This is a genomic window from Microbacterium sp. JZ31 (genome assembly GCF_016805985.1).
GTDB lineage: Bacteria > Actinomycetota > Actinomycetes > Actinomycetales > Microbacteriaceae > Microbacterium.
In genome coordinates, this window is record NZ_CP017661.1 from 964,077 (window position 1) to 990,779 (window position 26,703).

The following is a 26,703-nucleotide window of genomic DNA, read 5'->3' on the forward strand; positions in this document are numbered from 1 at the left end:
GGTGACCGGGCGGATCAGCGCTCGCTGGGGTAGCTCACGCCGATCTGCCGGCGGATCTCGTCGAGCGTGCCCATGATCGCGACGGACTCGTCGATCGGCAGCACGTCACCCTGCAGCAGACCCTCGGCCACGAAGCGCTCGGCCGCGAGGGCCTGGTACTGCATGCCGCGGCCCTCGACGTGCGACTCGTAGCGCTCGATCAGCGAGCCGTCCGGCGCCGTCACGGTGAACGCCGTGGGGGTGTACCAGACGCGGTCGATGTCGATACGCGCCTCGGTGCCCACGACGTGCGCGCTGTTCGGGCCGGAGCCACGCGACGATGACACGGTCGTCGACAACGCGCCGGAGCCGTGCGTCATGACGGTCGCGACCTCGGCGTCCGCGCCGGTGTCGCCCAGGCGCGCGACGGCCTTGACCGTCGTCGGCTCGCCGAGCACGTCCCACACGAACGAGATGGGGTAGATCCCGAGGTCGAGCAGCGCCCCGCCGCCCAGCGCGAGGGCGTTCAGGCGGTGCGAGGGGTCGTCCGTGATCCGCTGCGTGTGGTCGGCGAACACGGTGCGGATCTCGCCCAGCGTGCCCGCCTCCACGATCTCGCGCACGCGCACCATGTGGGGCAGGTACCGGGTCCACATCGCCTCCATGACGAGAAGACCCCTCCTCGCGGCGAGGTCGCGCAGGCCGGCCGCCTCGGCGCGGTTGACCGTGAACGACTTCTCGACGAGCGCGTGCTTGCCCGCCTCGAGCACGAGGCGCGCGTTCTCGGCGTGCATGGGGTGCGGCGTCGACACGTAGACGATGTCGACCTCCGGGTCGGCCGCGAGCTCCTCGTACGAGCCGTGCGCGCGCGGGATGTCGAACTCCGCCGCGAACGCGTCGGCCGACGCCTGTGAGCGGGACCCCACCGCGACGAGATCGAGTCCGGCGGTGCGCAGGTCGGACGCGAAGGCGTGGGCGATGCCGCCCGTGGCGAGGATTCCCCAGCGCAGCTGTGTCGAGGGCGAGTGGCCAGTCATGCATCCGAGCCTATGGCGTCGCGGCGACATCCGACCGGTGGGGGATCTACAGATCCACGCGCCGGGCGAAGGTGCGCTTCGGGCGCGGCTTCGGCGAGCAGAAGGCGTGTGCGCGCAGCCGCACGGCCTCGTGCGGCTGCAGGCCCGCGGCGCGGGCGAAATCGTCGAGCGACGCGAACCCGCCTCGGCGCTCGCGCTCCGCCACCGCGGCCGCGGCCGAGCGGCGGTCCATGCCGGGAAGGCGGGTCAGCACGCGCCGGGACGCCTTGTTCACGTCGACCGTCGGGCGCGCGGGGGCCGGCGCATCCGCGACGAGCGACGAGCGCGCCGAGACCGCCTCGGCGGCGAGGCCCCGCGCCTCCTCGGGAACCGGCTCGCGCCGCGGCCGCTCCCGCTCCGGCGGCCTCGGCTCGGCGCGGTGCCACGTGGCCCGCGCGTTGCGGTCGCCGCGGCCCCGGCGCCCGGTCGGACGGGAGCCGCGGCCGCTCGATGCCCGGCCCGCCGCGAGGGCCCCCGCCCCGAGCCCGCCGGCCGCGATGCGGCGCAGCACGCCCGGGTACACCACGAGCCCGTGCACGACGCACGCGGCCCAGGCGAGCGTGCGCAGGGCGAGCCCGACGTCGTCGGAGAACTCGTCCTCGATCACGACGGAGATGAACCCGGCGAGCGTGTAGCCGACGGCGGGCCACCACAGCCGCGGAGCCGCACTCATCAGTGCGGCGGCGCCGAAGCCGAGCCAGGACCAGGCGGGCCCGCCGAAGACGGGCACGAGCCACAGGCTCGCGACGAGCAGGAACACCCATCCCGCTCGCTGCTGCGTCGCCGGCGTCGTCACGTCAGATCCGGTCCTTCACGGTCAGCGTCATGGTCACGGTGTCGCCCTCGCGATGCTCGGACGCGAGCTCGAAGCCCGCGTCGCCCGCGCGCTCGCGGATGCGCTGCGCGACCGCCTGCTGCACGCGCGCGGCGTAGGCCGTGTCGAGCTCGGCGAGCAGGCGCGTGCCCCGCTCAGTCAGCGCGGCGTCCGGCAGATCGCCCGTCAGGTGCGCCTGCCAGATTCCGTCCTCATCCTGCGTCATCGCCAGCCGGATGTCGTCGACGACCGCAGCGACCTCGTCGCCGACCGCGATGTCGGTCGCGCCGATGTCGGAGAGGGCCTGCTCGAGCAGTCCGCGATCCTTCAGACGCGTGCGCATCGCGACCGCCCGCTCGCCGCCGCGCGCCTCGATGGCATCGCCCGCGGCGGCGGCACCGGCGGCCGAGAACACGCCCGCGGCCGCGAGCGCGAGGGGGATCAGGGAGATCGTGACGCTCACCGGATGAGCTCCGTTCGTCGGGCGGCCGGAGCCGCGGGGGATGCGGAGGCGGCCACGACGGCGGGCGCGTCGGCGCGCACGCCGAGGTCGTCGAGCAGCGCCTCCAGCGCCGCGTCGTCCGCCCAGCCGTTGACGTCGATCCGGCCGTCCGCGCCGATCCGGATCTCGAGCCTGTCGCGGGCTCCCGCGCCGCGGTCGATCCGCTCGACCGCGTCGCGGTAGGCGGGCGTGAGCGCCCGCAGGCCCTGGTTCCGAGACCCGATCCACGGACGGTCCGGATCCGGCAGGTCGCGCAGATACGGGCCGTCCGCGAGCAGATCGGTGGCGCGGAGCAGGCGCGCGACGTCCTCTCGCGAGGGAGCCCAGCCGGTCAGCTGCGCGTGCGTGTATCCCGTGAAGGTCATCACCGTGAGGCCGGCCGCGCGGAACGCCTCCGCGACGACCGCGGCCGCGGCCGCCTGGTCGAACGGCTCGCCGCCCAGCAGCGTGAGTCCCTCGGAGCCGGCCGAGACGGCGTCGGCGGCGAAGGACGCCGCGAGCTCGGCGACGTCGTCGAGCCGCGCGCCGCGGTGCGCCCACAGGTGCGGGTTGAAACAGCCGGGGCAGCGGACGTCGCAGCCCTGCAGCCACAGCGCCGCGCGGCGGCCGGGGCCCTCGGCGTCGGTCGCGGGCACGAACCTCGACCAGCGCAGGCGGGCGCCGTCACGCGCCACCGGCGGATCCGCGCGCAGCACGGGAGCGGACCTCACGCGCCCTGCCCGTCGCCGACGCCGCGCGCGACGCCGGTTCCGTCCTCGGCCGACACGCGGTCGAAGTCGGCCGTATAGGCCGATCCGGTCGTGGTCGCGCCGAGCAGGTCCTCGAGCGCGTCGAAGTAGTCGAGGCACTCGGCGCCGTACATGCCGACGGTCTCGGCGTCGATCGTGCCGTCCGCGCGCACGCGGACGATCAGCTGCTTCTGCGTCATCCGGATCCCTCCCTCAGAAATCGACCGTCCGGCCGCCGCGGCCGCTCGCGATCGGCACCGCGGCGGGTGCGCCGTGCTCGTCCGCCTGCTCATCGCGCGACAGGTCCTCGCTGGCGGTCGCCCGCACCGCCCGGACGCTGGCCCACTCGCGGATCGCCTGCACGTCCTCGGACTGCGTCACCGACAGCGGGATCATGTTCTCGATCGCCAGCACGAGGTCCTCGGTCGTCGCTCGCCGCTGGGCCGCGAACGCCTCGTACAGGGCGGCGACCACCGCCTGCTCGATCTCGGCGCCCGAGTAGTTCTCGCTCGCGGCGGCGAGGCGCTCGATCGCGGCGTCGTCGGCCGCGATCGCCTCGAGGCCGTTGCTCGACCGCGCGCGCGAGGACAGCTGGATGCGCCAGATCACGCGGCGCTCGGTGAGGCTCGGCAGGTCGACGAAGAAGATCTCGTCGAAGCGGCCCTTGCGCAGGAACTCCGGCGGCAGCTGGTCGATGTTGTTCGCGGTCGCCACGACGAACACGGGCCGCGTCTTCTCCTGCAGCCACGTCAGGAAGTAGCCGAACACGCGCGCGGACGTGCCGGAGTCCGTCGAGCCCGCCACACCCGAGAAGCCCTTCTCGATCTCGTCGACCCACAGGATGCAGGGCGAGACGGCCTCGGCGGTGGCGATCGCCGTGCGCAGATTCTGCTCGCTCGAGCCCACGAGGCCCGAGAAGATCCGGCCGACGTCGAGCCGCAGCAGCGGCAGCCCCCACGATGCCGCCGTGGCCTTCGCCGTGAGCGACTTGCCGCAGCCCGGCACGCCCGTGATGAGCACGCCCTTGGGCGAGGGGAGCCCGAACTCGCGGGCCTTCGTGAGCCACGAGCCCTGCCGGCGCGATAGCCAGCGCTTGAGGTTGCCGAGCCCGCCGACGTCGTCGAGATCCAGGCCCGGCTCGAGGAAGTCGAGCAGCCCCGACTTGCTGACCGCCTGGCGCTTCTCGTCGTGCACGACCTCGACGTCGAGCGAGGTGAGCCGGCCGTCGTCGACCATCGCGCGCGCGAAGGCGTTCTCCGCCTCGTGCATCGTGAGGCCGAGCGCGGCGTTGACGAGCCGCTCGCGCTCGTCCGCCGTCGCCTCCACCTTGACCTTGCGGTTCGTGTCGATCATGTCGTCGAGCAGCATGCGCAGCTCGTCGGCCGTCGGCAGCGGGAACTCGACGAGCGTCGTGAGCGTGTCGAGCTCGGGCGGGATGACGCGCACCGGCGAGGTCAGGATCAGCATGCGCGCGGCCTCGCCGTGCCGGAAGTCGACGGCCGTCTCGCGCGTCTTGCGGATGATCGCCGGATCGCCGGGGCGCCCCTCGCCGCCGAAGTGCAGGTGCAGATCGTGGAAGACGAACACGCCGGCGTCCGCCTGCTGCGCGGCATGGTCGAGCGCCCGGACGGGACTCGTGGTGCCCTCGACGACGCCGTCCTCGGGGTGCACGAGGCCGGTCGCCGAGCTCCACGTCCACACGGGCCGGGCCGTGCGCTGCCGGTCGGCCGCATGCGTGAGCGCCTGCACCGCGCGCACCTCCTCGCTGGTCTCGAGGTACAGCAGCGGCAGCCGGGCCTTGAAGGCCTGGTCGAGCGTCGTCGCGAAGTCCATGTGCTCTCTCGTCGTATCGGGGCGTGTCTCGTGGGTCGGATGCCGCGGTGCTCAGCCCGCCGGATCGGTCGTCTGCGCGGCGGAGGGGACGTCCACGGGAGCGCCGGACTCGCCCTCGATCTCGATGGTCCAGGGGCCGTCGCTCGACTCGATCCGGATCACGAGCGGTCCGCCCTCCTCCCATGAGAACCGCTGGTCGATGCGGCCGAAGTCGATGATCGGCGACTCGCTGGCGGTGGGCGTGAAGGTGTCGACGTAGAAGTCGCCGTCGCCGCGATGCACGGCGCGGGCACTGATGTGCTCGCCCTCGTAGAGCAGCACGGCGTCGCCCTCGCCGCTCGCGGCCGACGTGAACGTCGTCGCCTCGACCGGCGAGATCCGCAGCGTCTCCTGCGCGTCGGACTCGAACCACACCTCCAGGTCGCGCGCGCCGGGGAACAGCATCGCGACGTCCGACTCGGACGCCAGGAAGCCGACGTCGTCGGGGTAGAAGTACTCGTCCTGCGGGTGCTCACCCGCCGGCGTGATCGAGATGTCGATCCAGTCGGCGGGGTCCGCCGCCGGGGTGACCTGCAGCACGGGCGTCGCCGCGTCCCTCGCGATGTGGAGCACTCCGCCCCCGCGGGGACCGCGAGGGTGCCGTCCTCGGCGATCGTGAGCTCCGGCGGGTTCGCGAACTCCCACGGGCTGTCGGCATCCGGGTCGGGCTCCGCCGCGATCGGGCGGATGTCGACCACGCGCAGGTCGTACAGCGCGCCCCACACGACGCCCGTGAGCACGAGCGCGCCGGCGAGCACCGCGATCGCCGTGAGCACGCGTATGCGCCGCACGACCGGGGCGTCGAGCCCCATCCCCCCGTTGCTCACGCGTCGATCCTAGTGGCGCGGCGGCGCGACGCCCCGGGGGAGCGGGACCCATGCCTCACGGCACGATGAGCAGCTTGCCCGGCGCTCCCTCGCGGTTCGCGCGCTGCGCGTCGCCCGCCCGATCGAGCGGGTAGCGCTCGCCGAGCTCGACCGAGAAGCGCCCCGCCGCGAGCAGCGCGAGCACGACCGGGATGGCCTCGTGCCGCCACGCGAGCTGGGTGGGGGTGAGCGGGTGCGGCGACCCTCCCGAGAATCCCCGGATGCCGAGCCCCACGGCGTCCGCGCCGCGCACGATCGTGGCGATCCGGTCGCGGTCCGCGAGCAGCTCGAGCGACGTGTCCAGCGCCTCGTCGGTGCCCGCGCAGTCGAGGATCACGGTGACGCCCTCGGGTGCCGCGGCGCGCACGCGGTCGCCGAGCCCCTCGCCGTAACGGAGGGGCTCGCCGCCGAGGTCGGCGACCCGGTCGGCGCGCGCGTCGCTCGAGGTGCCGAGCACGCGTGCGCCCGCGAGAACCGCGAGCTGCACCGCGGCCTGGCCGACCGCTCCCGAGGCGCCGTGGATCAGCAGGGTGTCGTCGCCGCGGACGCCGAGCGAGCGCAGCGCCTGATAGGCCGTGCTGACGGGCACTCCGATGGCCGCGCCCACCGCGGCGGTCACGCCCGCCGGCCGCGCGAACACCTTGTCGGCGGGCACCGCGAGGTCGGTAGCGTACGCGCCCAACTTGCCCGTGAAGACCACCGGATCGCCCACGCGGAAGCCCTCCACATCGGGGCCCACCGCCGTGACATGACCCGCGCCGTCCGATCCCGTGCCGCGCGGCGCGGTGAGCGGATCGGACGCGCGCAGCCCTTGCCGCAGCTTCGCGTCGATCGGGTTGACGCCCGCCGCCTCGATCCGGATCGCGACCTCGCCCGGGCCGGGAACCGGATCCGGGATCTCGTTGAGGGTGAGGACCTCGGGCCCGCCGAACTCGGTGTACTGGATCGCCTTCGCCATGGGGTCAGGCTAGCGGGGGAGCGCTCCGCGGCGGTCAGCCGACGGGGTGGGCGAGCACGTGGTGGCGCCCGCGCGGCAGCACCATGGGAGCGCCGGACACGGGGTCGGGGATGACCGTGGCGTCGAGGCCGAACACGTCGGAGATGAGCTCGCTCGTCATGACCTCGGCCGGTGCGCCGCTCGCGATGAGCTCGCCGCCGCGCATCGCGAAGATGTGGTCGGCGTAGCGGGCCGCGAGGTTCATGTCGTGCAGGACCATCACGATGGTCGTGCCCTTCGACCGGTTGAGGTCGGTGAGCAGGTCGAGCACCTCGATCTGGTGCGCGACGTCGAGGAACGTCGTCGGCTCGTCCAGCAGCAGGACGCCGGTCTCCTGCGCGAGCGCCATCGCGATCCACACGCGCTGCCGCTGGCCGCCGGAGAGCTCGTCGACCGCGCGGTCGGCGAGGTCGGCGACGCCCGTGAGCTCGAGCGCCTCGGCCACGGCGGCATCGTCCTGCGCCGACCACGACCGGAACAGCTTCTGGTGCGGGTGACGGCCCCGGCCCACGAGGTCGGCGACCGCGATGCCCTCGGGCGCGATCGGCGACTGCGGCAGGAGCCCGAGCGTGCGGGCGAGCTGCTTGGTGGGGATCGACCCGATGCTCTGGCCGTCGAGCACGACGCTGCCCGCCTGCGGGGCGATCAGCCGCGCGAGCGTCTTGAGCAGGGTCGACTTGCCGCACGCGTTCGCGCCGACGATGACGCTGATCCGGCCGCTCGGCACCGCGAGATCGACGCCCTTCACGATGGGGGTCGCGGCGGCGTACCCGGCGACGAGGTCCGTCGCCTGCAGCCCGTGAGCGGTCGGGACGGGGGTGGTCACGATGAACCTCCGATGCGGTTCGTGCGGATGAGCAGGTAGAGCAGGTAGGGGGCGCCGAGCACGCCCGTGATCACGCCGACGGGGAACGTCGTGTCGAACGCGAACTGGCCGATCAGGTCGGCGGCCAGCACGAGCACCGCACCCGTGAGCGCGGCGGGGATCGTGAGCGACGTGCCCGGTCCGACGAGGCGGGACGCGATCGGGCCGGCCAGGAACGCGACGAATGCGATCGGGCCGGTGGTCGCCGTGGCGAAGCACGCGAGCGCGACGGCCGCGATGATCAGCAGCACGCGCGCGCGGTCGACGCGGACGCCCAGCGCGGTCGCCGACGAGTCGCCGAGTTCCAGCGCGCGCAGATCCCGCGACAGCACGAGGATCAGGGGCAGCAGGATCGCGGTCGCGATCACCAGCGGCGGCATGGTGTCCCACTTCGCGCTGTTGAGGCTGCCGGTCAGCCATCTCATCGCGACGGCGACGTCCCAGTCGGCCGCCCGCTGGATGACGAACGACACCACCGAATCGAGCATCGCGCCGATGCCGATGCCGATGAGGATAAGCCGGCCGCCCGTGGACTCCCCGCCGCGCGCGGCGACGTAGATCAGCGCCGCCGTCGCGATGCCGACGACGAGGGCCATGAGCGTCGTCGCGGTCGTGCTCCAGTGCAGCACGGCGAGGCAGACGACCGCCGCGGCGCTCGCACCGGACGTGATGCCGATCACGTCGGGGCTCGCGAGCGGGTTGCGCAGCATGGTCTGGAAGGTCGTGCCCGCGACGCCGAACGCGATTCCGGCGAGCACGCCCGTGACCATGCGCGGAATGCGCAGCGAGCCGACCGTGAACGACGCGCCGGGGACCTTCTCGCCGAGCATCACGGCGAACACGTCGGAGACCGGGTAGATCGTGTCGCCGAGCATGACCATCGCGCCCATCAGGACGATCAGGATCCCGGCGAGCCCGGCGATCCCCAGCGCTCGGCGGCGCGTGCGGCGCTGACGGCCGTGCCGGATCGCCGTCGTCGTATCGGCGGGGGCGGGAGCGAGCGTGAGCGCCATCAGAGGGCCTTCATCCGCGTGCGGCGGGCGATGATGACGAGGATCGGGGCGCCGACGAAGGCCGTCACGATCCCGGCCTCGACTTCTCCGGGGCTGCCGATCAGGCGCCCGATCGTGTCGGAGACGGTGAGCAGGGCCGCGCCGCCGAGCGCGCAGACGGGGAGCAGCCAGCGCTGGTCCGGCCCGAACAGCATGCGCGCGACGTGCGGCACCATGAGCCCGACGAAGGCGATGGGGCCGGCGATGGCCGTGACGGCCGCGCACAGGATCACGCCGGCCGCGGAGGCGACGAGGCGACCGACCGTGACGTTCACGCCGAGCCCGACGGCGACCTCGTCGCCGAGCGCGAGCGCATTGAGCATGGGGGCGCACAGGAGGGCGGCGGCCGCGGCGACGAGCAGCAGCGGCGCGATGATCGCCATCGTGCCCCAGTCGGCGCCGGCGACGCCGCCGACCTGCCAGAACCGGAAGACGTCCATGGCCGCGATGCGCGGCAGCAGCACCGCGCTCACGAGCGACGACAGTGCCGCCGTGGTCGCTGCGCCGGCCAGCGCGAGCTTGATCGGGGTCGAGCCGCCCGGGCCGACGGAGCCGACCACATAGACGAACACCGCCACGAGGCTGCCGCCGATCAGGGCGAGCACCAGGAACTGCACGGCCGATGTGATGCCGAGGAAGGCGATGCCGCACACCACGAAGAGCGCGGCTCCCGTGTTGACGCCGAGGATTCCCGGATCCGCGATCGGGTTGCGCGTGACGGCCTGCATCAGCGCGCCGGACAGGCCCAGCGCGGCGCCGGCCATGAGCGCGAGGACCGTGCGGGGGATGCGCTCCTGCACCGCGATGGCGCCGATGTCCTCGGAGGTCCGTCCGCCGAACCAGGCCGTCAGCCCGTCGACCACCTCGGCGAGGGAGACGGAGCGGGATCCGAGTGCGAGGGAGAGCCCGACGGACGCCGCGAGCACGAGGATCGCGCCGAGCAGGAACGCCGGACGGCGCGCAGTCGGCCGGGGACCGACTGCGCGCCGCGGCGCATCAGAGAGAACGCTCACTCCGACTGGGCGATTGCGTCGTCCAGGAGACCGACGTAGGTGTCAAGCATCCACGGGATGGACAGAGCGGTCGGCGACACGGCGCCGCTCAGGTCGTCGCCGGCGCCGACGGCCACCACGGCGCCGTTCTGGACGGCGGGCAGCGTGCTCCACAGCGGGTCGGCCTGCAGGGCCGGAAGCAGGTCCTCGCCGCCGTACGAGACGATGACGTCCACGTCGGCGAGCTTGTCGACGTTCTCGGCCGAGATGTCGAGGTAGAAGGTGCCGGCCTCGTCGGCCTCCTTCGCGGCGGCCGGGACGTCGAAGCCGAGGTCCGCGAGGAACGCGGCGCGCGAGTCGCCCGTCGCGTAGATCGACGTGGTCGACAGGTCCGCGGGGTTCAGGTAGAGGAACGCGGCGCTCTTGCCCGCGAAGTCGGAGTCGGCGGTCGCGTCCGCGATCTGCTGCTCCAGGTCGGCGACGAGGGCCTCCCCCTCCTCGGCGAGGCCGAGAGCCTTCGCGTTGAGCAGGATGCTGTCGCGCCACGGCGTGTACCAGGCGACACCGGGGTACGCGACGGTCGGGGCGATCTCGGTGAGGGTGGCGTACTCCTCCTCGGTGGGGCCCGAGTACGCGGCGATGATGAGGTCGGGCGTGGTGTCCGCGATGGCCTCGAAGTCGATGCCGTCGGTCGTGGAGAACACCACGGGCTCGTCGGCGCCGAGCTCAGCGTACGCGTCCGTCGTCCACTCGTAGAGGCCGAGGCCGTCCGATCCGTCCATCGACCAGGTCTGGTCGTCGGCGCCCACCGGCGCGACGCCGAGGGCGAGGGCCACGTCCTGGTTGCCCCAGCCGATCGAGGCCACGCGCTCCGGCTTGGCGTCGATGGTCGTCGTGCCGAGCGCGTGCTCGACCTCGACGGGGAACACGCCCGCGTCGCCCCCGGGCGCGGAGCTCTCGCCGCCGGCGGGGGTCGAGGAGGTCGAGCAGGCCGCCAGCGAGGCGGTCAGGGCGGCGGCGACGACGGTCGCGCCGAGGGTGCGTGCGATGCGCAAGGGTGATCCCTTCGATGCTGTGATGGGGTGGCCCCGATGGGGTAGGTGAGGCTCACCTAAGTTACCACCGTGTGGTCCGGTGTCCCAACCACGTGACACATGACGACGGCCCCGCCTCCTCGTAAGGAGACGGGGCCGCCGATGCGGGACTGCTTACAGCGCGTCGATCGCCTGGTTGAACGTCGCGGACGGACGCATCACGGCCGCGGTCTTCTCGGCGTCGGGACGGTAGTAGCCGCCGATGTCGGCGGGCTTGCCCTGCACGGCGACGAGCTCGTCGACGATCGTCTTCTCCGAGGCCTGCAGCTTCTCGGCGAGCGGCGCGAACGCGGCGGCGAGTTCGGCATCCTCCGTCTGCTGCGCGAGCTCCTGCGCCCAGTACAGCGCCAGGTAGAAGTGCGAGCCGCGGTTGTCGATCGTGCCCAGCTTGCGGCCGGGAGAGCGGTCCTCGTTCAGGAACGTGCCGGTGGCGCGGTCGAGCGTGTCGGCGAGCACCTGCGCCTTGGCGTTGTCGGTCGTCTGGGCGAGGTGCTCGAACGAGGCGGCGAGCGCGAAGAACTCGCCGAGCGAGTCCCACCGCAGGTAGTCCTCGGAGACGAGCTGCTGCACGTGCTTCGGGGCGGATCCGCCCGCGCCGGTCTCGAACAGGCCGCCGCCCGCCATGAGCGGGACGATCGAGAGCATCTTCGCCGACGTGCCGACCTCGAGGATCGGGAACAGGTCGGTGTTGTAGTCGCGCAGGACGTTGCCCGTGACGGAGATCGTGTCCAGGCCCTTGCGGATGCGCGCGAGCGAGAACAGCGTCGCCTCGGCGGGTGCCATGACGTGCAGCTCGAGACCGTCGGTGTCGTGCTCGCCCAGGTACTCCTCGACCTTGGCGATCAGGTTCGCGTCGTGCGCGCGCGTCGCGTCGAGCCAGAACACCGCGGGGGTGCCGGACAGGCGGGCGCGGGTGACGGCGAGCTTGACCCAGTCGCGGATCGCGGCGTCCTTGGTCTGGCACGCGCGCCAGACGTCGCCGGCCTCCACCTCGTGCTCGGTGAGCGACTCACCCGCCGAGTCGACGATCCGGACGACGCCGGGCGCGGCGATCTCGAAGGTCTTGTTGTGCGAGCCGTACTCCTCGGCCGCCTGGGCCATCAGGCCGACGTTCGGCACGGTGCCCATGGTCGCGGGATCGAGCGCGCCGTTCGCCTTGCAGTCGTCGATCACGGCCTGGTAGATGCCGGCGTAGGACGAGTCGGGGATGACCGCGAGAGTGTCGGCCTCCTTGCCGTCGGGACCCCACATGTGGCCGCCGATCCGGATCATCGCCGGCATCGACGCGTCCACGATGACGTCGCTCGGGACGTGCAGGTTCGTGATGCCCTTGTCGGAGTTGACCATCGCCAGGGCGGGGCCGTCGTTCAGGGCGGCATCGAACGCGGCCTTGATCTCGGCGCCGTTCGGCAGCGCGTCCAGGCCGGCGTAGATCGCGCCGAGGCCGTCGTTGGCCGACAGCCCGGCCGCCGCGAGGTCGGCGCCGTACGCGTCGAACACCGGCTTGAAGAACGTCTTGACCACGTGACCGAACAGGATCGGGTCGCTGACCTTCATCATGGTGGCCTTCAGGTGCACGGAGAACAGCACGCCCTCGGCCTTGGCGCGCGCGACCTGCTCGGCCAGGAACGCATCGAGCGCCTTCGCGCTCATGAAGGTCGCGTCGACGACCTCGCCCGCGAGCACCTTCAGGTCGCTCTTGAGCACCGTGACGGCGCCGTCCTGCCCGACGTGCTCGATCCGGAGCGTGTCGTCGGCGGGAATGGTCACGGACTTCTCGTTCGAGCGGAAGTCGTCGCGGCCCATGGTGGCGACGGCGGTCTTCGAGTCCGCGCTCCAGGCGCCCATCGAGTGCGGGTGCGCCTTGGCATAGGCCTTGACCGAGGCGGGAGCGCGGCGGTCGGAGTTGCCCTGGCGCAGGACCGGGTTCACGGCCGAGCCCTTGACCTTGTCGTAGCGGGCGGCGAAGTCCTTCTCCTCCTCGGTCTGGGGGTTGCCCGGGTAGTCGGGCACGTCGTAGCCGAGGGCCTGCAGCTCGGCGATCGCCGCCTCGAGCTGGGGGACGGACGCGGAGATGTTCGGCAGCTTGATGATGTTGGCCGAGGGGTCGTTCGCCAGCTCGCCGAGTTCGCTGAGCGCGTCGCCGATGCGCTGCTCTTCCGTGAGGCGCTCGGGGAACTGCGCGAGGATGCGGCCGGCGAGCGAGATGTCGCGGGTCTCGAGCTCGATGCCCGCCTTCGCCGCGTAGCTCGCGACGATCGGCAGGAACGAGTACGTCGCCAGCAGAGGCGCCTCGTCGGTGTGCGTGTAGATGATCTTCGACATGCGGAAGAAGCTCCTGTGGTCGTCAGCCGATCGGCGGCTCCCGCGGTGCAGCGGCGCGCCGATTCTCTCGACTTCAAGATACCGGAGCGGTGATCCGCCTCCCGTCCGGGGGCGGCGGACCCGCGCCTCTCCCGCTCCCACGCCCCTCGATGCGGACCGCATGAGACGATCGGGGAATGAGCTCAACGGCCGAGACCTCCGCCTCCGCACCGCGCCACGCCTACGTGGTCGGCGGCAACCGGATCCCGTTCTCGCGGGCGGGGAAGAGGTACTCGGACGCCTCGAACCAGGAGATGTTCACCGCGGCGCTCGAGGGGCTCGTCACGCGATTCGGCCTCGAGGGCGAGCGTCTCGGCGAGGTGGTGGGCGGGGCGGTCCTGAAGCACTCGCGCGACTTCAACCTCATCCGCGAGAGCGTGCTAGGCACCTCCCTGTCTCCGCAGACGCCCGCGTACGACCTGCAGCAGGCGTGCGCCACGGGGCTCGAGGCGGCCATCGCGGTGACGAACAAGATCCGCCTCGGCCAGGTCGATTCGGGCGTCGCGGGCGGCGCCGACACGATCTCGGACGCCCCGATCGCCGTGAGCGAGAGCCTGCGTCGCGTGCTGCTGCAGGTCTCGCACGCCAAGACGCTGCCCGACCGGCTCAAGGCGCTCGCGAAGCTGCGGCCCGCGCACCTCAAGCCGCTCACGCCGTCGACGGATGAGCCGCGCACCGGCCTGTCGATGGGCGAGCACCAGGCCATCACGACCGCCCGCTGGGGTGTGACGCGCGAGGCGCAGGACGAGATCGCGCTGCACAGCCACCTGCGCCTGGCGGCGGCCTGGGAGGCCGGGTTCTTCGACGACCTGGTGACGCCGTTCCGCGGTCTCGGCCGCGACGACAACCTGCGCGCGGACACGTCGATGGCGAAGCTCGCCGCGCTGTCGCCCGTGTTCGGCAAGGGCCTCGACACCCCGCCGACCATGACGGCGGGCAACTCGACGCCCCTGACGGACGGCGCCTCGACCGTGCTGCTCGCCTCGCGTGAGTGGGCGCAGGCGCGCGGCCTGCCGGTGCTGGCGCGCTTCGTCGACGCCGAGACGGCCGCCGTCGACTTCGTCGGCGGGCACGAAGGCCTGCTGATGGGCGGAGCGCACGCCGTGCCGCGACTGCTCGCGCGCAACGGGCTCACGCTCAACGACTTCGACTTCGTGGAGATCCACGAGGCCTTCGCCGCGACCGTGCTGACGACCCTCGCGGCCTGGGAGGACGAGGACTACTGCCGCACCGAGCTCGGGCTGGACGGCGCGTTCGGCACGGTCGACCGCGCCCGGCTCAACGTCAACGGCTCCTCGCTCGCGGCGGGACACCCGTTCGCCGCGACGGGAGGCCGCATCCTGGCGACGGCGGCCAAGCTCGTCTCGGCCCGCGCCGCGGAGACCGGGCGGACGGCCCGTGCGCTCATCTCGGTCTGCGCCGCCGGCGGACTCGCCGCGACGGCGATCGTCGAGTCGGCCTGACGGGCGTCACTCGCGCGGCTCCTCGCGATACGGCTTGACCTCGGCGCCGAGCGCGCGCCGGAACACCGCCGTGGTCATCCGAGCCGCCCGAGCGTCTGGGGCGCGTCCGCCATGACGTCGCGCGCGTGAGACGTCGCGACCTGCCGCGGCGCCGAGCGGCAGCGCCTTGCGCGGGGACGCTCACCCGCGCCGCTCAGCCAGGCGCGCCAGATCGGCACGGGCGGCGCCCCCGTCTCGGCCCAGATGCGCAGGCGGTCGAAGCTCCACGCCGTGAGCCACCACACGAGGCGACGCGTGAGGAGGGGATCCAGCACCTGGCCGATCCGTCCCCACCCCGGCGCGTAGTCGTACCCGGTTGAGAAGCGCACTCCGCCCTCGATCGGCTCGTACCGCCAGTAGCCGCGGCCGCGGCCGAGAGGCGACAGCGGGTCCTCCGTGTCGAACACGAGCGCCGAGGTGCGCCGGCCGTCGGCGCGCAGCCGCTCGCCGAGCGAGACGCCCGTGCCGCGGATCGTGTGCACGCCGAGCGCGAGCTCGTACCGGAACTCCTGTGCGCCGTCGGGACGGAGCCGCGTCGGCACGATGGCCGTGAACCGCGCGTCCCAGCGCGGCTGCAGCACGGGATCCTGCGTCAGCTGCCACACGCGCTCGACGGGCGCGGCGATGTCGATCTCGACATACAGGGGCCGCGACGCACGCACGCGTCGATCCTGGCATGCCTGCGCCTACGGCCGCAGCGCTTTCTGCAGCCGCTGCACCGACACCTGCTCGGCCGTGCCCAGGCGCTGGGCGAACAGGCCCACGCGCAGCTCCTCGAGCAGCCAGCGGGCGCGCACGAGGTGCGCGGGCGCATCGCGCGGCGGGGGGATCGTCCCGCCCGCCTCGGCGAATGCGGTCGTGGCCCGCTCGAGCTCGGTCATCCAGGCGCGGTCGCGGCCGGGGTTGTCCGGCAGCGCCTCGAGGCGGACTCTCGCGCCCTCGAGGTAGCGGGGCAGGTGCTGCAGCCGCGCGAGGCCCGTCGCCGAGACGAAGCCCGGATGGATGAGGCCGGCGAGCTGTGCGCGGATGTCGCCGAGCGGGCCGAGCAGCGCCATGGAGTTGGCCTTCTTGAGGCCGCGCTCGACCTCGCGCGCGGCGGTCAGGATGCGGGCCACGAGCGACACGCACGCGAACACGTCGTCGACGGATACGCGGATGACCTCCGCCTTCACCGCGTCGAAGGCCGCGCGGGTGCGGGGGAGGGCGCCCACGCGGTCGAGCACGGCGTCCGCGACCGCCGCACGGCAGTCCTCGATGAGCGCCTTGGCCGATGCGTACGGGGAGGCCGCCAGCGCGAGCTTCTCGTTCGCGGTGAGATGCTCCTGCACGTACGACACGGGCGACGGCACCTGCAGCAGCAGGAGCCGCCGCACGCCGCGCCGTGTCTCGGCGTCCGCCTTCTCGAGCGTCGCCTCGACGCGCAGCGCGACCGAGGACCCCTCGTCGACGAGCGCCGGATAGCCGCGCACCACGCCGCCCGCCAGCTTCGTGTCGACCACCTCGGGAAGGTCGCCGACCTCCCAGTCGGTCAGCCCCGTCCGCTCCAGGCGCGGGGCCGCGGCTCCCGCGACCTCCGCCGGACCGGATCGGCGCGCCTCGCGGTCGAGCGAGCGCGCCACGCTCTGCCGGGCGCGCCCCGCGAGCCGGTCCTGCAGGGCGCGCAGGTCGCGATCCGCGCCGAGCGCGCGGCCGCGCTCGTCCACGGCGCGGAACGACATCGTGAGGTGTCCCGGCACGCGCTCGAGCTCGAAGTCGGCCGCGGTCACGGGCTGGTTCGCGACGCGCTGGATGCGGGTCGCGAGCGCCTCGCGCAGCGACCGGGGCGGTCGGCCGGCGTGGTCCTCGGGACCGGCGCCCTCGAGCTCGGCCGCGAGCTTCTCGGCCCAGTCGGCGGCGGGCACCACGTGGCGCCGGATCGCCTTGGGCAGCGCGCGCAGCAGCGCCGTGATGAGCTCCGAGCGCATGCCCGGCACCTGCCAGTCGAACCCGGCCGGCTCGACGGACGCGAGCAGGGCGAGCGGGATCACGACGGTCACGCCGTCGTCCGGCGCGCCCGGCTCGAACCGGTATGCGAGGTTCAGCGTCTGGTCGCCCTGCGTCCAGCGCGTCGGGAAGTCGCGCGCGTCCGCGGTCGCCTGCCCCGCGATGAGATCGGCCTCGCGCATCGTGAGCAGCTTGGGCGTGCGCGCGAGGGCCTCGCGCCACCACGCCTCGAACGAGCGGACGTCGAACACGTCCGCGGGGATGCGCGCGTCGTAGAAGGCGAAGACCGCCTCGTCGCCGGCCAGGATGTCGCGCCGCCGCTCGCGCTCCTCGAGCTTCTCGAGGCGGCGACGCAGCTCGTGGTTCTGGCGCAGGAACGCCGTGACGTTCTGCGGCAGTCGCGACGGATCCCACTCGCCCTCGACCAGGGCGTGCCGGACGAAGAGCTCGCGCGCGGCGGCGCGGTCCACGCGGGCGAACTGGATGCGGCGGCGCGGCACGATCTCGACGCCGTACAGCGTGACCTTCTCGTACGCCACGGCCGCGCCCGCGTCCTTCGACCAGTGCGGCTCGGAGACCTGCCGCTTGGCGAGGTCGCCCGCGAGCGCCTCGGCCCACGCGGGATCGATCTGCGCCACCGTGCGTGCGAACAGCCGGGACGTCTCGACGAGCTCGGCGGCCATGACGGCCTTGGGTCGGCGCTTGCGCATCACCGAGCCGGGGAAGATCGAGAACTTCACGCCGCGCGCACCGCGGTACTCGGCGCCGCGGCGCGGATCCTTGCCCTTCTCGCGCTCGTCCAGGACGCCGATCTGCGACAGCAGGCCCGCCAGCAGCGCCCGGTGGATGGCGTCGCCCTCCGCACCGGGCGCGGCCTGATCGTCCCGGCGCGGGCGCTTCCCCTCCTCGCGCGGGGACCGCTGACCGGCGAGGCTGCGCAGCTGACGGTGCACGTCGAACCACTCCCGCACGCGCACGTAGTTGAGGAACTCCGCGCGGCACAGCCGGCGGAACGCGCTCGACCCCAGCTCGCGCTGCCGCTCCTGCAGGTGGTTCCAGAGGTTCAGCAGCGTCAGGAAGTCGCTCGTCGGATCCGCGAAGCGCGCGTGCGCCTGATCGGCCTGCTCGCGCTGCTCCTCCGGTCGCTCGCGGACGTCCTGGATCGACAGCCCCGACACGATTGCGAGCACCTCGTCGACCGTGCCGGTGCGCTGCGCCTCGACGAGCATGCGGGCGAAGCGCGGGTCGATCGGCAGGCGCGCGATGTCGCGTCCCACCCGCGTGAGCCGGGGCGCCCCGTCGCGGTTCAGCACGACCGCGCCGAGCTCGACGAGCAGGTCGGTCGCGGCCTTGACGCCGCGCGAGTCGGGCGGCGTCAGGAACGGGAAGCGCTGGATGTCGCCGAAGTCGAGCGCAAGCGCCTGCAGGATGACGGACGCGAGCGACGTGCGCAGGATCTCCGGCTCGGTGAACTCGGGACGGCGTGCGAAGTCGTCCTCGCCGTAGAGCCGGATCGCGATGCCCGCGCTGGTGCGGCCGGCACGGCCCGAACGCTGCTGCGCCGACGCCTGCGAGATCGCCTCGATCGGCAGCCGCTGTACCTTCGCGCGGTTGCTGTAGCGCGAGATGCGGGCCGTGCCGGTGTCGATCACGTACTTGATGCCCGGCACGGTGAGGGACGTCTCCGCGACGTTCGTCGCCAGGACCACGCGGCGCCTCAGCCCCGCGACGGTCGAGCGCTCGAACACGCGGTGCTGCTCGGCGGCGCTCAGGCGGCCGTACAGCGGCAGCACCTCGGTGGGCGCGCGCTGATCCCGGAACGCGCCGCGCACGGCATCCGCCGCATCGCGGATCTCGGCCTCGCCGGGCAGGAACACCAGGACATCGCCGGGCGCCTCGCGGTCGAGCTCGCGCAGCGCGGCGACGATGGCGGACACCTCGTCCTCCGCGTCATACGCGACCTCCGCAGAAGGAAGGCGATCCGGGGCGGACGCGGCGGCATCCGCGGTCGAGGCATCCGATTCCGCCTTCGTCGTGTCGACCAGCGGTCGGTACCGGATCTCGACCGGGAAGGTCCGACCCGAGACCTCGATGATCGGGGCCGGCGCACCGTCCGCGTCCGCGAAGTGCGTCGCGAACGACTCCGGGTCGATCGTGGCGGAGGTGATGATCACCTTGAGGTCGGGGCGCTGGGGGAGCAGCTGCTTCAGATAGCCCAGCAGGAAGTCGACGTTGAGCGACCGCTCGTGCGCCTCGTCGACGATGATCGTGTCGTAGCGCGACAGCTTCCGATCCCGGTGGATCTCGTTGAGCAGGATGCCGTCGGTCATCAGCGCGATGCGCGTCGCGTCCGAGACCTTGTCGGTGAAGCGCACCTTGTAGCCGACCGCGCCGCCGAGCGGCACCTGCAGCTCCTCCGCCACGCGCTCCGCGATCGTGCGCGCCGCGAGGCGGCGGGGCTGCGTGTGCGCGATGCGCTCCCGGCCGAGCTCGAGCGCGATCTTGGGAAGCTGCGTCGTCTTGCCCGATCCGGTCGCTCCGGCCACGATCACGACCTGGTGATCCCGGATGGCGCGCGCGATCTCGTCCCGCGCGCCGCTGACCGGCAGCTCGGGCGGGTAGGAGATGCGCCAGGACGCGATCGGGTCTGCGGGCATAGCCCTCCAGTCTAGATCGCCGGGGCGAACGCCTCGGCGACGACGAGTTTCCGCGAGACGTGTCTGCGCGACACATCCATCGCGTAGCATCACCGCAACTCGCGGCGCGACCCGCCCTCGAGGACGCACGACCCCGAACGTCAGGAGCCGTCATGTCCCGCCGACTCGTCATCGTCGTCCGCGCAGATCCGGTGATCTGCGGTCACTCCGGCGAAGCCCGGAATCTCGCGGAGGCCGCGCTGCAGCGCGGCTTCGACGAGGTGCGCATCGTCACATGGCCCATCGAACGGCTCGAGGCCGCCGGCCTGCCGCTCAAGCCGCTCGACACGGTGCTGCCGTACAGCGAGGGAATCACGGTGGAGCGTCCCGAGCCGGTGGGCGACTACAAGGTCGTCGACGGGCGCTACATCCAGGGGCTCGTCGGGCGGCTCGTCGAGCTGTTCACCGACGGCGTGCCGACCGTCGCGATGTCGCTCTACCTCAGCCCCCACACCACGGCCGTGACCGACGCGGTCGAGGTCGCCCGCAAGACGGGCCTGCCCGTCAACGTCGTCACGATCGCGGAGGCGGTCGGCTCGGACGTGACGAACGTCGTGCGTCAGTGCGTCACGGACGGACGCTTCGGCGCCGCGGCCCATGTGCTGGAGTCGTACCTCGCGAGCGACGTGTGCGTGGCGGTGTCGCAGTACACCAAGGACCTGATCGTCGAGGAGGCCGCGCTCCTCGACGCGACGCACGGCACGCGCTACGCCGCGCGCTGCGAGGAGCGGATCGCGATCTCGTATCCCGCGATCGACGCCTCGCTGTTCCTCGACCTCGACCCGGCCGACATCGACCGGCACCTGCAGGCGCGCGGCCTCGAGCGCGACGGGTACGTGTTCTACCTGTCGCGTCTCGCGCGCGCGAAGGGCGTCGAGGACCTCATCGCGGGCTTCGCGGCGTCCGGCGCGGCGGCGGACCGGCAGCTCGTCATCGCCGGCCGCGGCCCCGAGGAGCAGGAGCTGCGCGCGATCGCCGCCGCCTCGCCCGCGGCCGAGCGCATCCGGTTCCTCACCGACGTCGACGACGCCGAGAAGCCCTTCCTGTTCGCGGGCGCGGCCGCCTATGTGCTGCCGACCAAGCCGCGGCCCGAGTTCATCGAGACGTTCGGCATCGCGCTGGCCGAGAAGGCGCTGTCGGGCGGGGGACCGGCGATCACGACGCTCACGGGCGGCGTGGGGGAAGCCGTCGGCGACACCGCGCTGATCATCGACGTCGACGCGCCCGACCAGATCGCCGCGAGCATCGACCGCGCGCTCGCGATGGACCGCGCCGAGCGCGCCGAGTGGGAGGAGCGGGCACGCGAGCACGCGCTGCAGTTCGACCGCATGACGGTGTTCGACCGCCTGTTCGCCCGCGTGTCGACGATCGACCGCGTCTTCGCGTGACCCGCGACGAACGGATCCGTCAAGCCCGAGCGTGGCGGGCGGATCCGCTCATAGGGTGGAGAGCATGACCGTACCCTCCATCACGCTCAATTCCGGTTTCGAGATCCCGCAGCTCGGCTTCGGCGTCTTCCTGGTGCCGCCGGCCGAGGCCGAGAAGGCCGTCAGCGAGGCGCTCGAGGCGGGCTACCGCCACATCGACACCGCCGCCATCTACAAGAACGAGGAGGGCGTGGGCGCCGCGATCGCGAAGAGCGGCATCCCGCGCGACGAGCTGTTCATCACGACCAAGCTCTGGAACGACCGCCAGGCGGGCGACGAGCCGAAGGCCGCGATCGCCGAGAGCCTCGACAAGCTGGGTCTGGACTACGTCGACCTGTACCTGACCCACTGGCCGGCGCCGGCGAACGGCAACTACGTCAACGCGTGGCAGAAGCTCATCGAGATCCGCGACGCGGGCCAGGCCAAGAGCATCGGCGTCTCGAACCACCTCGTCGAGCACCTCGAGCGCCTGGTCGCCGAGACCGGCGTGGTTCCCGCGGTCGACCAGATCGAGCTGCACCCCGCCTACCAGCAGCGCGAGATCACGCAGTGGGCGGCCGACAACGGCATGTTCATCGAGTCGTGGGGCCCGCTCGGCCAGGGCAAGTACGACCTGTTCGGCGAGCAGGCCGTGGCCGACGCCGCGACCGCGCACGGCAAGACGCCCGCGCAGGTCGTGATCCGCTGGCACCTCGAGAAGGGCTTCATCGTGTTCCCGAAGTCCGTGCGCGCCGAGCGCATGGCCGAGAACTTCGACGTGTTCGACTTCGAGCTCTCCGACGCCGAGGTCGCCGCGATCGACGCGCTCGACCCGCTCGACGGCTCGGGCCGTGTGGGAGCGCACCCCACCGAGCTCAACTGAGACACCACGACGAAGGCCCCGGAGCGATCCGGGGCCTTCGTCATGCACCGTGCGCTGTGCGGCCTTCGTCATGCGCCGTGCGCTGTGCGTGCGCGGTGCGCGTCACACCCAGCCGGGCAGCCACATGTGCATCCACCAGAACCCGTACGGGGTGAGAAAGCCCGTGGACAGCGGCAGGAAGAAGATCCCCGCGAGCACGGCGACCGCCAGGAACACCGTCGCGAACAGGCGCCACGCGCGCGTCTGAGTCGCGGCGTACCGCTCGGCGTACTGGATCTCACCGTGGGTCGCGCCGGGCAGGATCACCGGGTCGCGAGGGCGCGTCAGCCACGCGAGCGCGAGCGCCACGGCGATGACCAGGAACGGCAGCATCGTGACCGTGTAGAACTGGAAGATCGTACGGGTGGGATACAGCAGCCAGGGCACGTAGGTGATCACGAGTCCGCTCAGGGTGAGTGCGAAGCCCAGCCGCAGGGGTCCGCCGCGGCCGCGGGCGAGCAGCACGACGAGCAGGATGACGGCTGCCCACGCGCCGTACCACGTGACGGGGTTCGGATGGCTGCCGATCACGGCGATGCAGTCGTCGCTCCAGCCGCACCACTCGGTGCCCGCGTCGGGCCGCGCGAGCCACATCGCGGTGGGGCGCAGCAGCAGCGGCCACTGCCATGCGGGGCTCGCGTAGGGGTGCGCGCTCGTGAGACCGACGTGGAAGCCGTACATGGAGGAGTGGTAGTTCCACAGCGCGATCAGCGGGTTCGGGTCGGAGGCGCGATCGTAGCCGCCCGGCGTCACGAGCCATCCGGTCCACGAGACGAGGTAGACGAGCGCCGCGACCGGCACGAGCTGCAGGAACGCGACCGGCGCCTGCCGCAGGATCGCCGCGGAGAAGGGCGCGGCGATGCCGGCGCGCCGGCGCGCGATCGCGTCCAGCACGACCAGCAGCACGCCCACGCCCGCCAGCGCGTACAGCCCCGACCACTTCACGGCGGTCGCGGCGCCGAGCGACGCTCCCGCCGCGATCACCCAGGGACGGCTCCACAGCACCGGTCCCGTCGCCTCGCCGCCCGCCCGCAGGATCGCCGGGCCCGTGCGATCGCGATCCTTGAGCAGGAACCAGAAAGCGAGCGTGACGAAGAACGTCAGGAAGCCGTCCAGCAGGCTCACGCGGCTGAGCGCGATCGCGAGCCCGTCGATCGCGAGCAGGCCGCCCGCGACCGCGCCCACCGCGATCGAGCCGGACAGCTTCCTCGCGATGGCGTAGACGAGCGGCACGAGCAGCGTGCCGAACAGCGCGGCCGAGAAGCGCCAGCCGAACCCGCTGTCGGCTCCGAACAGCAGCATGCCGATCGCGATCAGCCACTTCCCGAGGGGCGGATGCACGACGTACGCGGGATCCGTGCCGTACACGTCGGTGTCGCCCGCCACGAACGGCTCGTTGGCGTCCTCGGGCCACGTGCCCTCGTAGCCGAGGTGCAGCAGCGTCCACGCGTCCTTGACGTAGTACGTCTCGTCGAACACCAGCTGGTGCGGATGCCACAGCCCGACGAACCGCAGCAGGCCCGCGAGCACCGTGAGCGCGACCGGGACGAGCCACGCGGCCGTGCCCGCCCCCGTCAGCCGCGCGATCCTCACCCGGAAAGCCTAGGGGGCGCGTGGCGACGATCAGTGGATGCCGAGGACGTCCTCGAGCGGCGCGGGGGTCGCCTGGCGTACCTCCTCGCCGGTGATCGTGACCGAGCTCGACAATCACGCGGGCGTGTGGCTTGCGAACAAGCTGCCGGCGCGATTCCATGTGCACACGACCCTGCGGCTGCCGAACGGCAACGACTACGGCAAGGCGTATCTCGCGCAGTGGCGCGAGCGGGAGGAATGATGGCGCGTCGCGAATCGGTCGACCTCCCGGGCTTCCACCACGCCAACCCCATCCCCGCCGCGAGCCGCAAGGGGCCGTTCGTGTTCTCGGGCGCCTTCACGGGGCGCGACGCGGACGGGACGCTGCCCGCGTCGCTCGACGAGCAGGTCGTGAACGTCTTCCGGCACGTCCGCACGCTCATGGCGGAGGTCGGCGGCACGGTCGAGGACGTGATGCGGATGACCGTCTACCTCGTCGACTTCCGCGACCGGGAGGCGCTGAACCGGGAGTGGCTCGCGATGTTCCCGGATGCCGCCTCCCGGCCCGCGCGGCACGTCGTCCGTGCGGAGCTGGACGGCGGTCTCCTCGTGCAGGCGGACCTGATCGCCGTCCTCGACTAGAGCATCGGTCTCAGGCCGCGTGGCTGCGGACGCGCGGCCTGCGCGTCCGCAGCAGGCGGTCACGCGTGGCCGGCGCCGGCCTCCACGGTCTCCTCGCGGACCTCCGCGGCCGTGGGCCGCGGACGCTTGCCCAGCGCGACGAGCGCGAGCACGGCGACGACCGCCGCGAGCACCGCGGCCGTGATCAGCGCCGCGTGGAAGCCCCCGAGGAACGCGTTCAGCGCGGTGGCGGCATCCGTCGCCGACAGGTGTGCGGGGACGATGCCCTGCGAGACCCCGTCGCGCTCGCCGTCCGTGAGCGGCAGCTCCGCGGATCCCGCTCGCGATCCGGCGGTCACGATCGCGGCGAACACCGCCGTGCCGAGAGCGCCTCCGAGCTGCAGCATCGTGCTCTGGAACCCGCCCGCCACGCCGGCGAGGTGCACGGGAGCGCTGCCGACGATCGCCTCGGCTCCGGCCGTCATGGTGAAGCCGACGCCCAGCGAGAGGACGACGAACGGGATCGCCATGCCGACGTAGGGCGACTCCGCGGTGATCGCGGTGAGCGCCGCGAACGCGACGGCGACCATGCCCAGCCCGAGCGCCATGGTGCGACGGGCGCCGATGCGGCTGACGAGGACGGCGCCGACGGGGGACGCCACGATCGACACGGCCGACATGGGCAGCAGCATGACGCCGGCGAGCAGGCCCTCGGCGCCGCGGACGTTCACGAGGAAGAGGGTCAGGAAGAACGTCACGCCCATCATGGCGAAGAAGTTCACCGCGATCGCGACGCCGCCGACGGCGAACCCCGGCGCGCGGAACAGCGACAGCGGCAGCAGCGGATCCTTCGTCCGCGCCTCCACGAGGACGAACAGGCCCAGCAGGGCGATGCCGAGCACGAGCGCGCCGATCGTGAACGCGCTGGCCCAGCCCCACGTCTCCGACTGGACGATGCCGACGATCACGGCCGCGAGGCCCAGGGCGAGGAGCAGGACACCCGGGATGTCGAACCGGCCGGCGGCGCTCGAGGCCTTCGACTCCGTCAGGACGAGTGCCGACATCACGACGGCGATCGCGGCGATGGGGGCGTTGAGGAAGAAGATCGACTCCCAGCCGGCGGACTGCACGAGCGCGCCGCCGACGATCGGGCCCGCGGCGATCGCGAGCGACGACACGCCGCCCCAGATGCCGACCGCCATGCCGAACCTCTCCCGCGGGAAGGTCGCGCGCAGCAGCGCGATCGTCTGCGGCATGAGCACCGCCGCGCTCACGCCCTGGACGGCGCGGAACGCGATCACGCCGGCCGTCGAGCCGACCAGGCCGATCGCGATGGAGGCCAGCGCGAACGCGATCACGCCGACGGCGTAGGTGGTGCGGCGGCCGAAGCGGTCGCCGATCTGGCCGCCGAGGATCAGGAACACGGCGATGCCGAGCAGGTACGCGTTCGTGATCCACTGCAGCTCGGCGAACGACGTGCCGAGGTCCGCGGCGATCGCCGGATTGGCGATGTGGACGACGGTCGCGTCGAGGCCGACCATGAACAGGCCGAAGCTCACGGAGATGAGGGTGGCGATCGGGTGACCGCGCAGGGTGCGACGTCGGATCGAGGGCGCGCTGGACATGAGGGTCTCCTTCGGGGAGCGGATGGGCAGAACCGCACCACGACAGCGCTGGGCCGTCAGGCGAGAGGTGCGGGACGCGAACCGAAGGACACGGGAGGTGGCGGGGACGAAGCCCTCACACGAGTGGATGCCCGTGCTCGCGCAGGCATCCGACTCCCTTGATTCAGCCCATCCAGTGTATCGGTCCGCGACCGTCCGCCTCGTTCCGGGGCCATGCCGGCCGGCTCGCCGCGACTACGCTGAACCGGTGATCATCCTCGCGGCGACGCCCATCGGCAATCTGGGCGACGCATCCCGGCGGCTCATCGAGGTGCTCGAGCAGGCGCCGGTCGTGGCGGCCGAGGACACCCGCACGGCGCAGCGCCTGTTCGCGGCGCTCGGCATCGCCAACCGGCCCCGGCTGATCGCGATGCACGACCACAACGAGCGGCAGAAGGCGGCGGAGCTCGTCGAGCTCGCGCGGGAGCAGGACCTCGTCGTCCTGACCGACGCCGGCATGCCGACCGTGAGCGATCCGGGCTACGGCCTGGTGTCCGCGGCGGCGGACGCGGGCGTGACGGTCACCGCGGTCCCGGGACCGAGCGCCGTGCTCACCGCGCTCGCGGTGTCGGGCCTTCCGACCGACCGCTTCACGTTCGAGGGCTTCGTCGCGCGCAAGCCCGGGGAGCGGCGCCGCGCGCTCACTGCGCTGGCCTCCGAACCCCGCACGATGGTGTTCTTCGAGGCGCCCACGCGCGTGGCGCAGACGCTCGCCGACCTCGGTGCGGCCTTCGGGCAGGATCGCCGGGCGGCGGTGTGCCGCGAGCTCACGAAGCTGCACGAGGAGGTCGCGCGCGGCACGCTCGCCGAGCTGACAGCGTGGGCCGAGGCCGGTGTGCGCGGCGAGCTCGTGATCGTCGTGGCCGGCGCGGTCGCGGGCGAGGTGCCGCTCGAGGACGCGCTGTCCCAGGTGCAGGAGCTCGTCGCCTCCGGCACGCGGCTCAAGGACGCCGCCGCCGAGGTCGCGGCCCACACGGGGCACTCCTCACGCGACCTGTACCAGGCCGCGCTGGCCGCCAAGCGCTGACGCCTTCGCCCGGATCCCGGATCCCAGGGTTCGTCCGGATCCCGGAGCCCGGACTCCACCCGGATCCCGGAGCCGAGGCCGCGCATCGATCCGCGATTCCGGTGTTCTC

At 72.6% G+C, this 26,703-nt stretch carries 23 protein-coding genes; 6 read left to right on the plus strand and 17 right to left on the minus strand.

Features of this window, described 5'->3' with window-relative positions; all coding sequences use genetic code 11:
- Positions 1 to 14 precede the first annotated feature (14 nt).
- The 13 genes from BJP60_RS04595 to BJP60_RS04655 form a co-directional block, all read right to left on the minus strand.
- Positions 15 to 1,016 carry a Gfo/Idh/MocA family protein gene (locus tag BJP60_RS04595; RefSeq protein ID WP_203137871.1) on the minus strand — a complete coding sequence of 334 codons (1,002 nt, stop codon included), beginning with the start codon at positions 1,014 to 1,016 and terminating at the stop codon, positions 15 to 17.
- A 46-nt stretch (positions 1,017 to 1,062) separates the two neighbouring features.
- Positions 1,063 to 1,851, minus strand: a complete 789-nt coding sequence (locus BJP60_RS04600; protein WP_203137872.1) for a helix-hairpin-helix domain-containing protein — start codon at positions 1,849 to 1,851, stop codon at positions 1,063 to 1,065.
- 1 nt (position 1,852) lies between these two features.
- Complete coding sequence (locus tag BJP60_RS04605) at positions 1,853 to 2,332, minus strand: hypothetical protein (RefSeq protein WP_203137873.1); 480 nt, start codon at positions 2,330 to 2,332, stop codon at positions 1,853 to 1,855.
- Complete coding sequence (locus BJP60_RS04610; protein WP_203137874.1) at positions 2,329 to 3,081, minus strand: 4Fe-4S single cluster domain-containing protein; 753 nt, start codon at positions 3,079 to 3,081, stop codon at positions 2,329 to 2,331. Before BJP60_RS04610 ends, BJP60_RS04605 begins: the two co-directional genes overlap by 4 nt.
- Complete coding sequence (locus BJP60_RS04615) at positions 3,078 to 3,299, minus strand: DUF2997 domain-containing protein (protein ID WP_203137875.1); 222 nt, start codon at positions 3,297 to 3,299, stop codon at positions 3,078 to 3,080. The genes BJP60_RS04610 and BJP60_RS04615 overlap by 4 nt, the downstream gene beginning before the upstream one ends.
- A 13-nt stretch (positions 3,300 to 3,312) precedes the next feature.
- Positions 3,313 to 4,932, minus strand: a complete 1,620-nt coding sequence (locus BJP60_RS04620) for an AAA family ATPase (protein ID WP_203137876.1) — start codon at positions 4,930 to 4,932, stop codon at positions 3,313 to 3,315.
- Positions 4,933 to 4,983: 51 nt separating this feature from the next.
- A complete protein-coding gene (locus BJP60_RS04625) occupies positions 4,984 to 5,544 on the minus strand; it encodes a hypothetical protein (protein ID WP_203137877.1) in 561 nt (186 codons plus the stop codon).
- Between the two features lie 309 nt (positions 5,545 to 5,853).
- Positions 5,854 to 6,795, minus strand: a complete 942-nt coding sequence (locus BJP60_RS04630) for a quinone oxidoreductase family protein (RefSeq protein WP_203137878.1) — start codon at positions 6,793 to 6,795, stop codon at positions 5,854 to 5,856.
- Positions 6,796 to 6,829: 34 nt separating this feature from the next.
- Positions 6,830 to 7,660, minus strand: coding sequence for an ABC transporter ATP-binding protein (locus tag BJP60_RS04635; protein ID WP_442923400.1), 831 nt, complete (start codon positions 7,658 to 7,660; stop codon positions 6,830 to 6,832).
- Positions 7,657 to 8,712, minus strand: a complete 1,056-nt coding sequence (locus BJP60_RS04640; RefSeq protein ID WP_203137879.1) for a FecCD family ABC transporter permease — start codon at positions 8,710 to 8,712, stop codon at positions 7,657 to 7,659. Before BJP60_RS04640 ends, BJP60_RS04635 begins: the two co-directional genes overlap by 4 nt.
- Positions 8,712 to 9,764: a FecCD family ABC transporter permease gene (locus BJP60_RS04645; RefSeq protein ID WP_203137880.1), complete on the minus strand. Its 1,053-nt coding sequence runs from the start codon at positions 9,762 to 9,764 to the stop codon at positions 8,712 to 8,714. Before BJP60_RS04645 ends, BJP60_RS04640 begins: the two co-directional genes overlap by 1 nt.
- Entirely contained in the window at positions 9,761 to 10,798 is a 1,038-nt protein-coding gene (locus tag BJP60_RS04650; protein WP_238439559.1) for an iron-siderophore ABC transporter substrate-binding protein, read from the minus strand. Before BJP60_RS04650 ends, BJP60_RS04645 begins: the two co-directional genes overlap by 4 nt.
- A gap of 153 nt (positions 10,799 to 10,951) precedes the next feature.
- Positions 10,952 to 13,162 carry an NADP-dependent isocitrate dehydrogenase gene (locus tag BJP60_RS04655; protein ID WP_203137882.1) on the minus strand — a complete coding sequence of 737 codons (2,211 nt, stop codon included), beginning with the start codon at positions 13,160 to 13,162 and terminating at the stop codon, positions 10,952 to 10,954.
- A 176-nt stretch (positions 13,163 to 13,338) separates the two neighbouring features.
- Here BJP60_RS04655 and BJP60_RS04660 point away from each other — a divergent pair, with 176 nt between their 5' ends.
- The gene (locus BJP60_RS04660; protein ID WP_203137884.1) at positions 13,339 to 14,664 is read left to right on the plus strand and encodes an acetyl-CoA C-acetyltransferase; all 1,326 of its coding nucleotides are present in this window, start codon (positions 13,339 to 13,341) and stop codon (positions 14,662 to 14,664) included.
- 74 nt (positions 14,665 to 14,738) lie between these two features.
- On the opposite strand, the gene BJP60_RS04665 is transcribed toward BJP60_RS04660, so the two are convergent.
- Entirely contained in the window at positions 14,739 to 15,365 is a 627-nt protein-coding gene (locus tag BJP60_RS04665) for an SRPBCC family protein (protein ID WP_238439560.1), read from the minus strand.
- 24 nt (positions 15,366 to 15,389) lie between these two features.
- A complete protein-coding gene (hrpA, locus tag BJP60_RS04670; protein WP_203137885.1) occupies positions 15,390 to 19,343 on the minus strand; it encodes an ATP-dependent RNA helicase HrpA in 3,954 nt (1,317 codons plus the stop codon).
- Positions 19,344 to 19,495: 152 nt separating this feature from the next.
- Here hrpA and BJP60_RS04675 point away from each other — a divergent pair, with 152 nt between their 5' ends.
- Positions 19,496 to 20,770 (plus strand): glycosyltransferase, encoded by a 1,275-nt coding sequence (locus BJP60_RS04675; protein WP_203137886.1) that lies wholly within the window; start codon positions 19,496 to 19,498, stop codon positions 20,768 to 20,770.
- Between the two features lie 64 nt (positions 20,771 to 20,834).
- Positions 20,835 to 21,671 carry an aldo/keto reductase gene (locus tag BJP60_RS04680; RefSeq protein WP_203137887.1) on the plus strand — a complete coding sequence of 279 codons (837 nt, stop codon included), beginning with the start codon at positions 20,835 to 20,837 and terminating at the stop codon, positions 21,669 to 21,671.
- 102 nt (positions 21,672 to 21,773) lie between these two features.
- Here BJP60_RS04680 and BJP60_RS04685 read toward each other — a convergent pair whose 3' ends face one another.
- On the minus strand, positions 21,774 to 23,303 hold the full coding sequence (locus BJP60_RS04685) for a dolichyl-phosphate-mannose--protein mannosyltransferase (protein ID WP_238439561.1): 1,530 nt from the start codon (positions 23,301 to 23,303) through the stop codon (positions 21,774 to 21,776).
- Positions 23,304 to 23,340: 37 nt separating this feature from the next.
- Here BJP60_RS04685 and BJP60_RS04690 point away from each other — a divergent pair, with 37 nt between their 5' ends.
- Positions 23,341 to 23,544, plus strand: coding sequence for a DUF3500 domain-containing protein (locus BJP60_RS04690; RefSeq protein WP_203137888.1), 204 nt, complete (start codon positions 23,341 to 23,343; stop codon positions 23,542 to 23,544).
- On the plus strand, positions 23,544 to 23,924 hold the full coding sequence (locus BJP60_RS04695; RefSeq protein WP_203137889.1) for a RidA family protein: 381 nt from the start codon (positions 23,544 to 23,546) through the stop codon (positions 23,922 to 23,924). Before BJP60_RS04690 ends, BJP60_RS04695 begins: the two co-directional genes overlap by 1 nt.
- A gap of 59 nt (positions 23,925 to 23,983) precedes the next feature.
- Here BJP60_RS04695 and BJP60_RS04700 read toward each other — a convergent pair whose 3' ends face one another.
- Entirely contained in the window at positions 23,984 to 25,528 is a 1,545-nt protein-coding gene (locus BJP60_RS04700) for an MFS transporter (protein ID WP_203137890.1), read from the minus strand.
- 247 nt (positions 25,529 to 25,775) lie between these two features.
- Between BJP60_RS04700 and rsmI the strand changes: the two genes are divergently transcribed.
- On the plus strand, positions 25,776 to 26,594 hold the full coding sequence (gene rsmI / locus BJP60_RS04705) for a 16S rRNA (cytidine(1402)-2'-O)-methyltransferase (RefSeq protein WP_203137891.1): 819 nt from the start codon (positions 25,776 to 25,778) through the stop codon (positions 26,592 to 26,594).
- Positions 26,595 to 26,703: the final 109 nt, after the last annotated feature.

What these genes read in the sequence shown, in the direction of transcription:
- BJP60_RS04595 (WP_203137871.1), bottom strand. Translation starts at nt 1,016, where the DNA reads ATGACTGGCCACTCGCCCTCGACACAGCTGCGCTGGGGAATCCTCGCC.
- BJP60_RS04615 (WP_203137875.1), bottom strand. Translation starts at nt 3,299, where the DNA reads ATGACGCAGAAGCAGCTGATCGTCCGCGTGCGCGCGGACGGCACGATC.
- BJP60_RS04620 (WP_203137876.1), bottom strand. Translation starts at nt 4,932, where the DNA reads ATGGACTTCGCGACGACGCTCGACCAGGCCTTCAAGGCCCGGCTGCCG.
- BJP60_RS04630 (WP_203137878.1), bottom strand. Translation starts at nt 6,795, where the DNA reads ATGGCGAAGGCGATCCAGTACACCGAGTTCGGCGGGCCCGAGGTCCTC.
- BJP60_RS04640 (WP_203137879.1), bottom strand. Translation starts at nt 8,712, where the DNA reads ATGGCGCTCACGCTCGCTCCCGCCCCCGCCGATACGACGACGGCGATC.
- BJP60_RS04655 (WP_203137882.1), bottom strand. Translation starts at nt 13,162, where the DNA reads ATGTCGAAGATCATCTACACGCACACCGACGAGGCGCCTCTGCTGGCG.
- BJP60_RS04660 (WP_203137884.1), top strand. Translation starts at nt 13,339, where the DNA reads ATGAGCTCAACGGCCGAGACCTCCGCCTCCGCACCGCGCCACGCCTAC.
- hrpA (WP_203137885.1), bottom strand. Translation starts at nt 19,343, where the DNA reads ATGCCCGCAGACCCGATCGCGTCCTGGCGCATCTCCTACCCGCCCGAG.
- BJP60_RS04675 (WP_203137886.1), top strand. Translation starts at nt 19,496, where the DNA reads ATGTCCCGCCGACTCGTCATCGTCGTCCGCGCAGATCCGGTGATCTGC.
- BJP60_RS04680 (WP_203137887.1), top strand. Translation starts at nt 20,835, where the DNA reads ATGACCGTACCCTCCATCACGCTCAATTCCGGTTTCGAGATCCCGCAG.
- BJP60_RS04690 (WP_203137888.1), top strand. Translation starts at nt 23,341, where the DNA reads ATGCCGAGGACGTCCTCGAGCGGCGCGGGGGTCGCCTGGCGTACCTCC.
- BJP60_RS04695 (WP_203137889.1), top strand. Translation starts at nt 23,544, where the DNA reads ATGGCGCGTCGCGAATCGGTCGACCTCCCGGGCTTCCACCACGCCAAC.
- BJP60_RS04700 (WP_203137890.1), bottom strand. Translation starts at nt 25,528, where the DNA reads ATGTCCAGCGCGCCCTCGATCCGACGTCGCACCCTGCGCGGTCACCCG.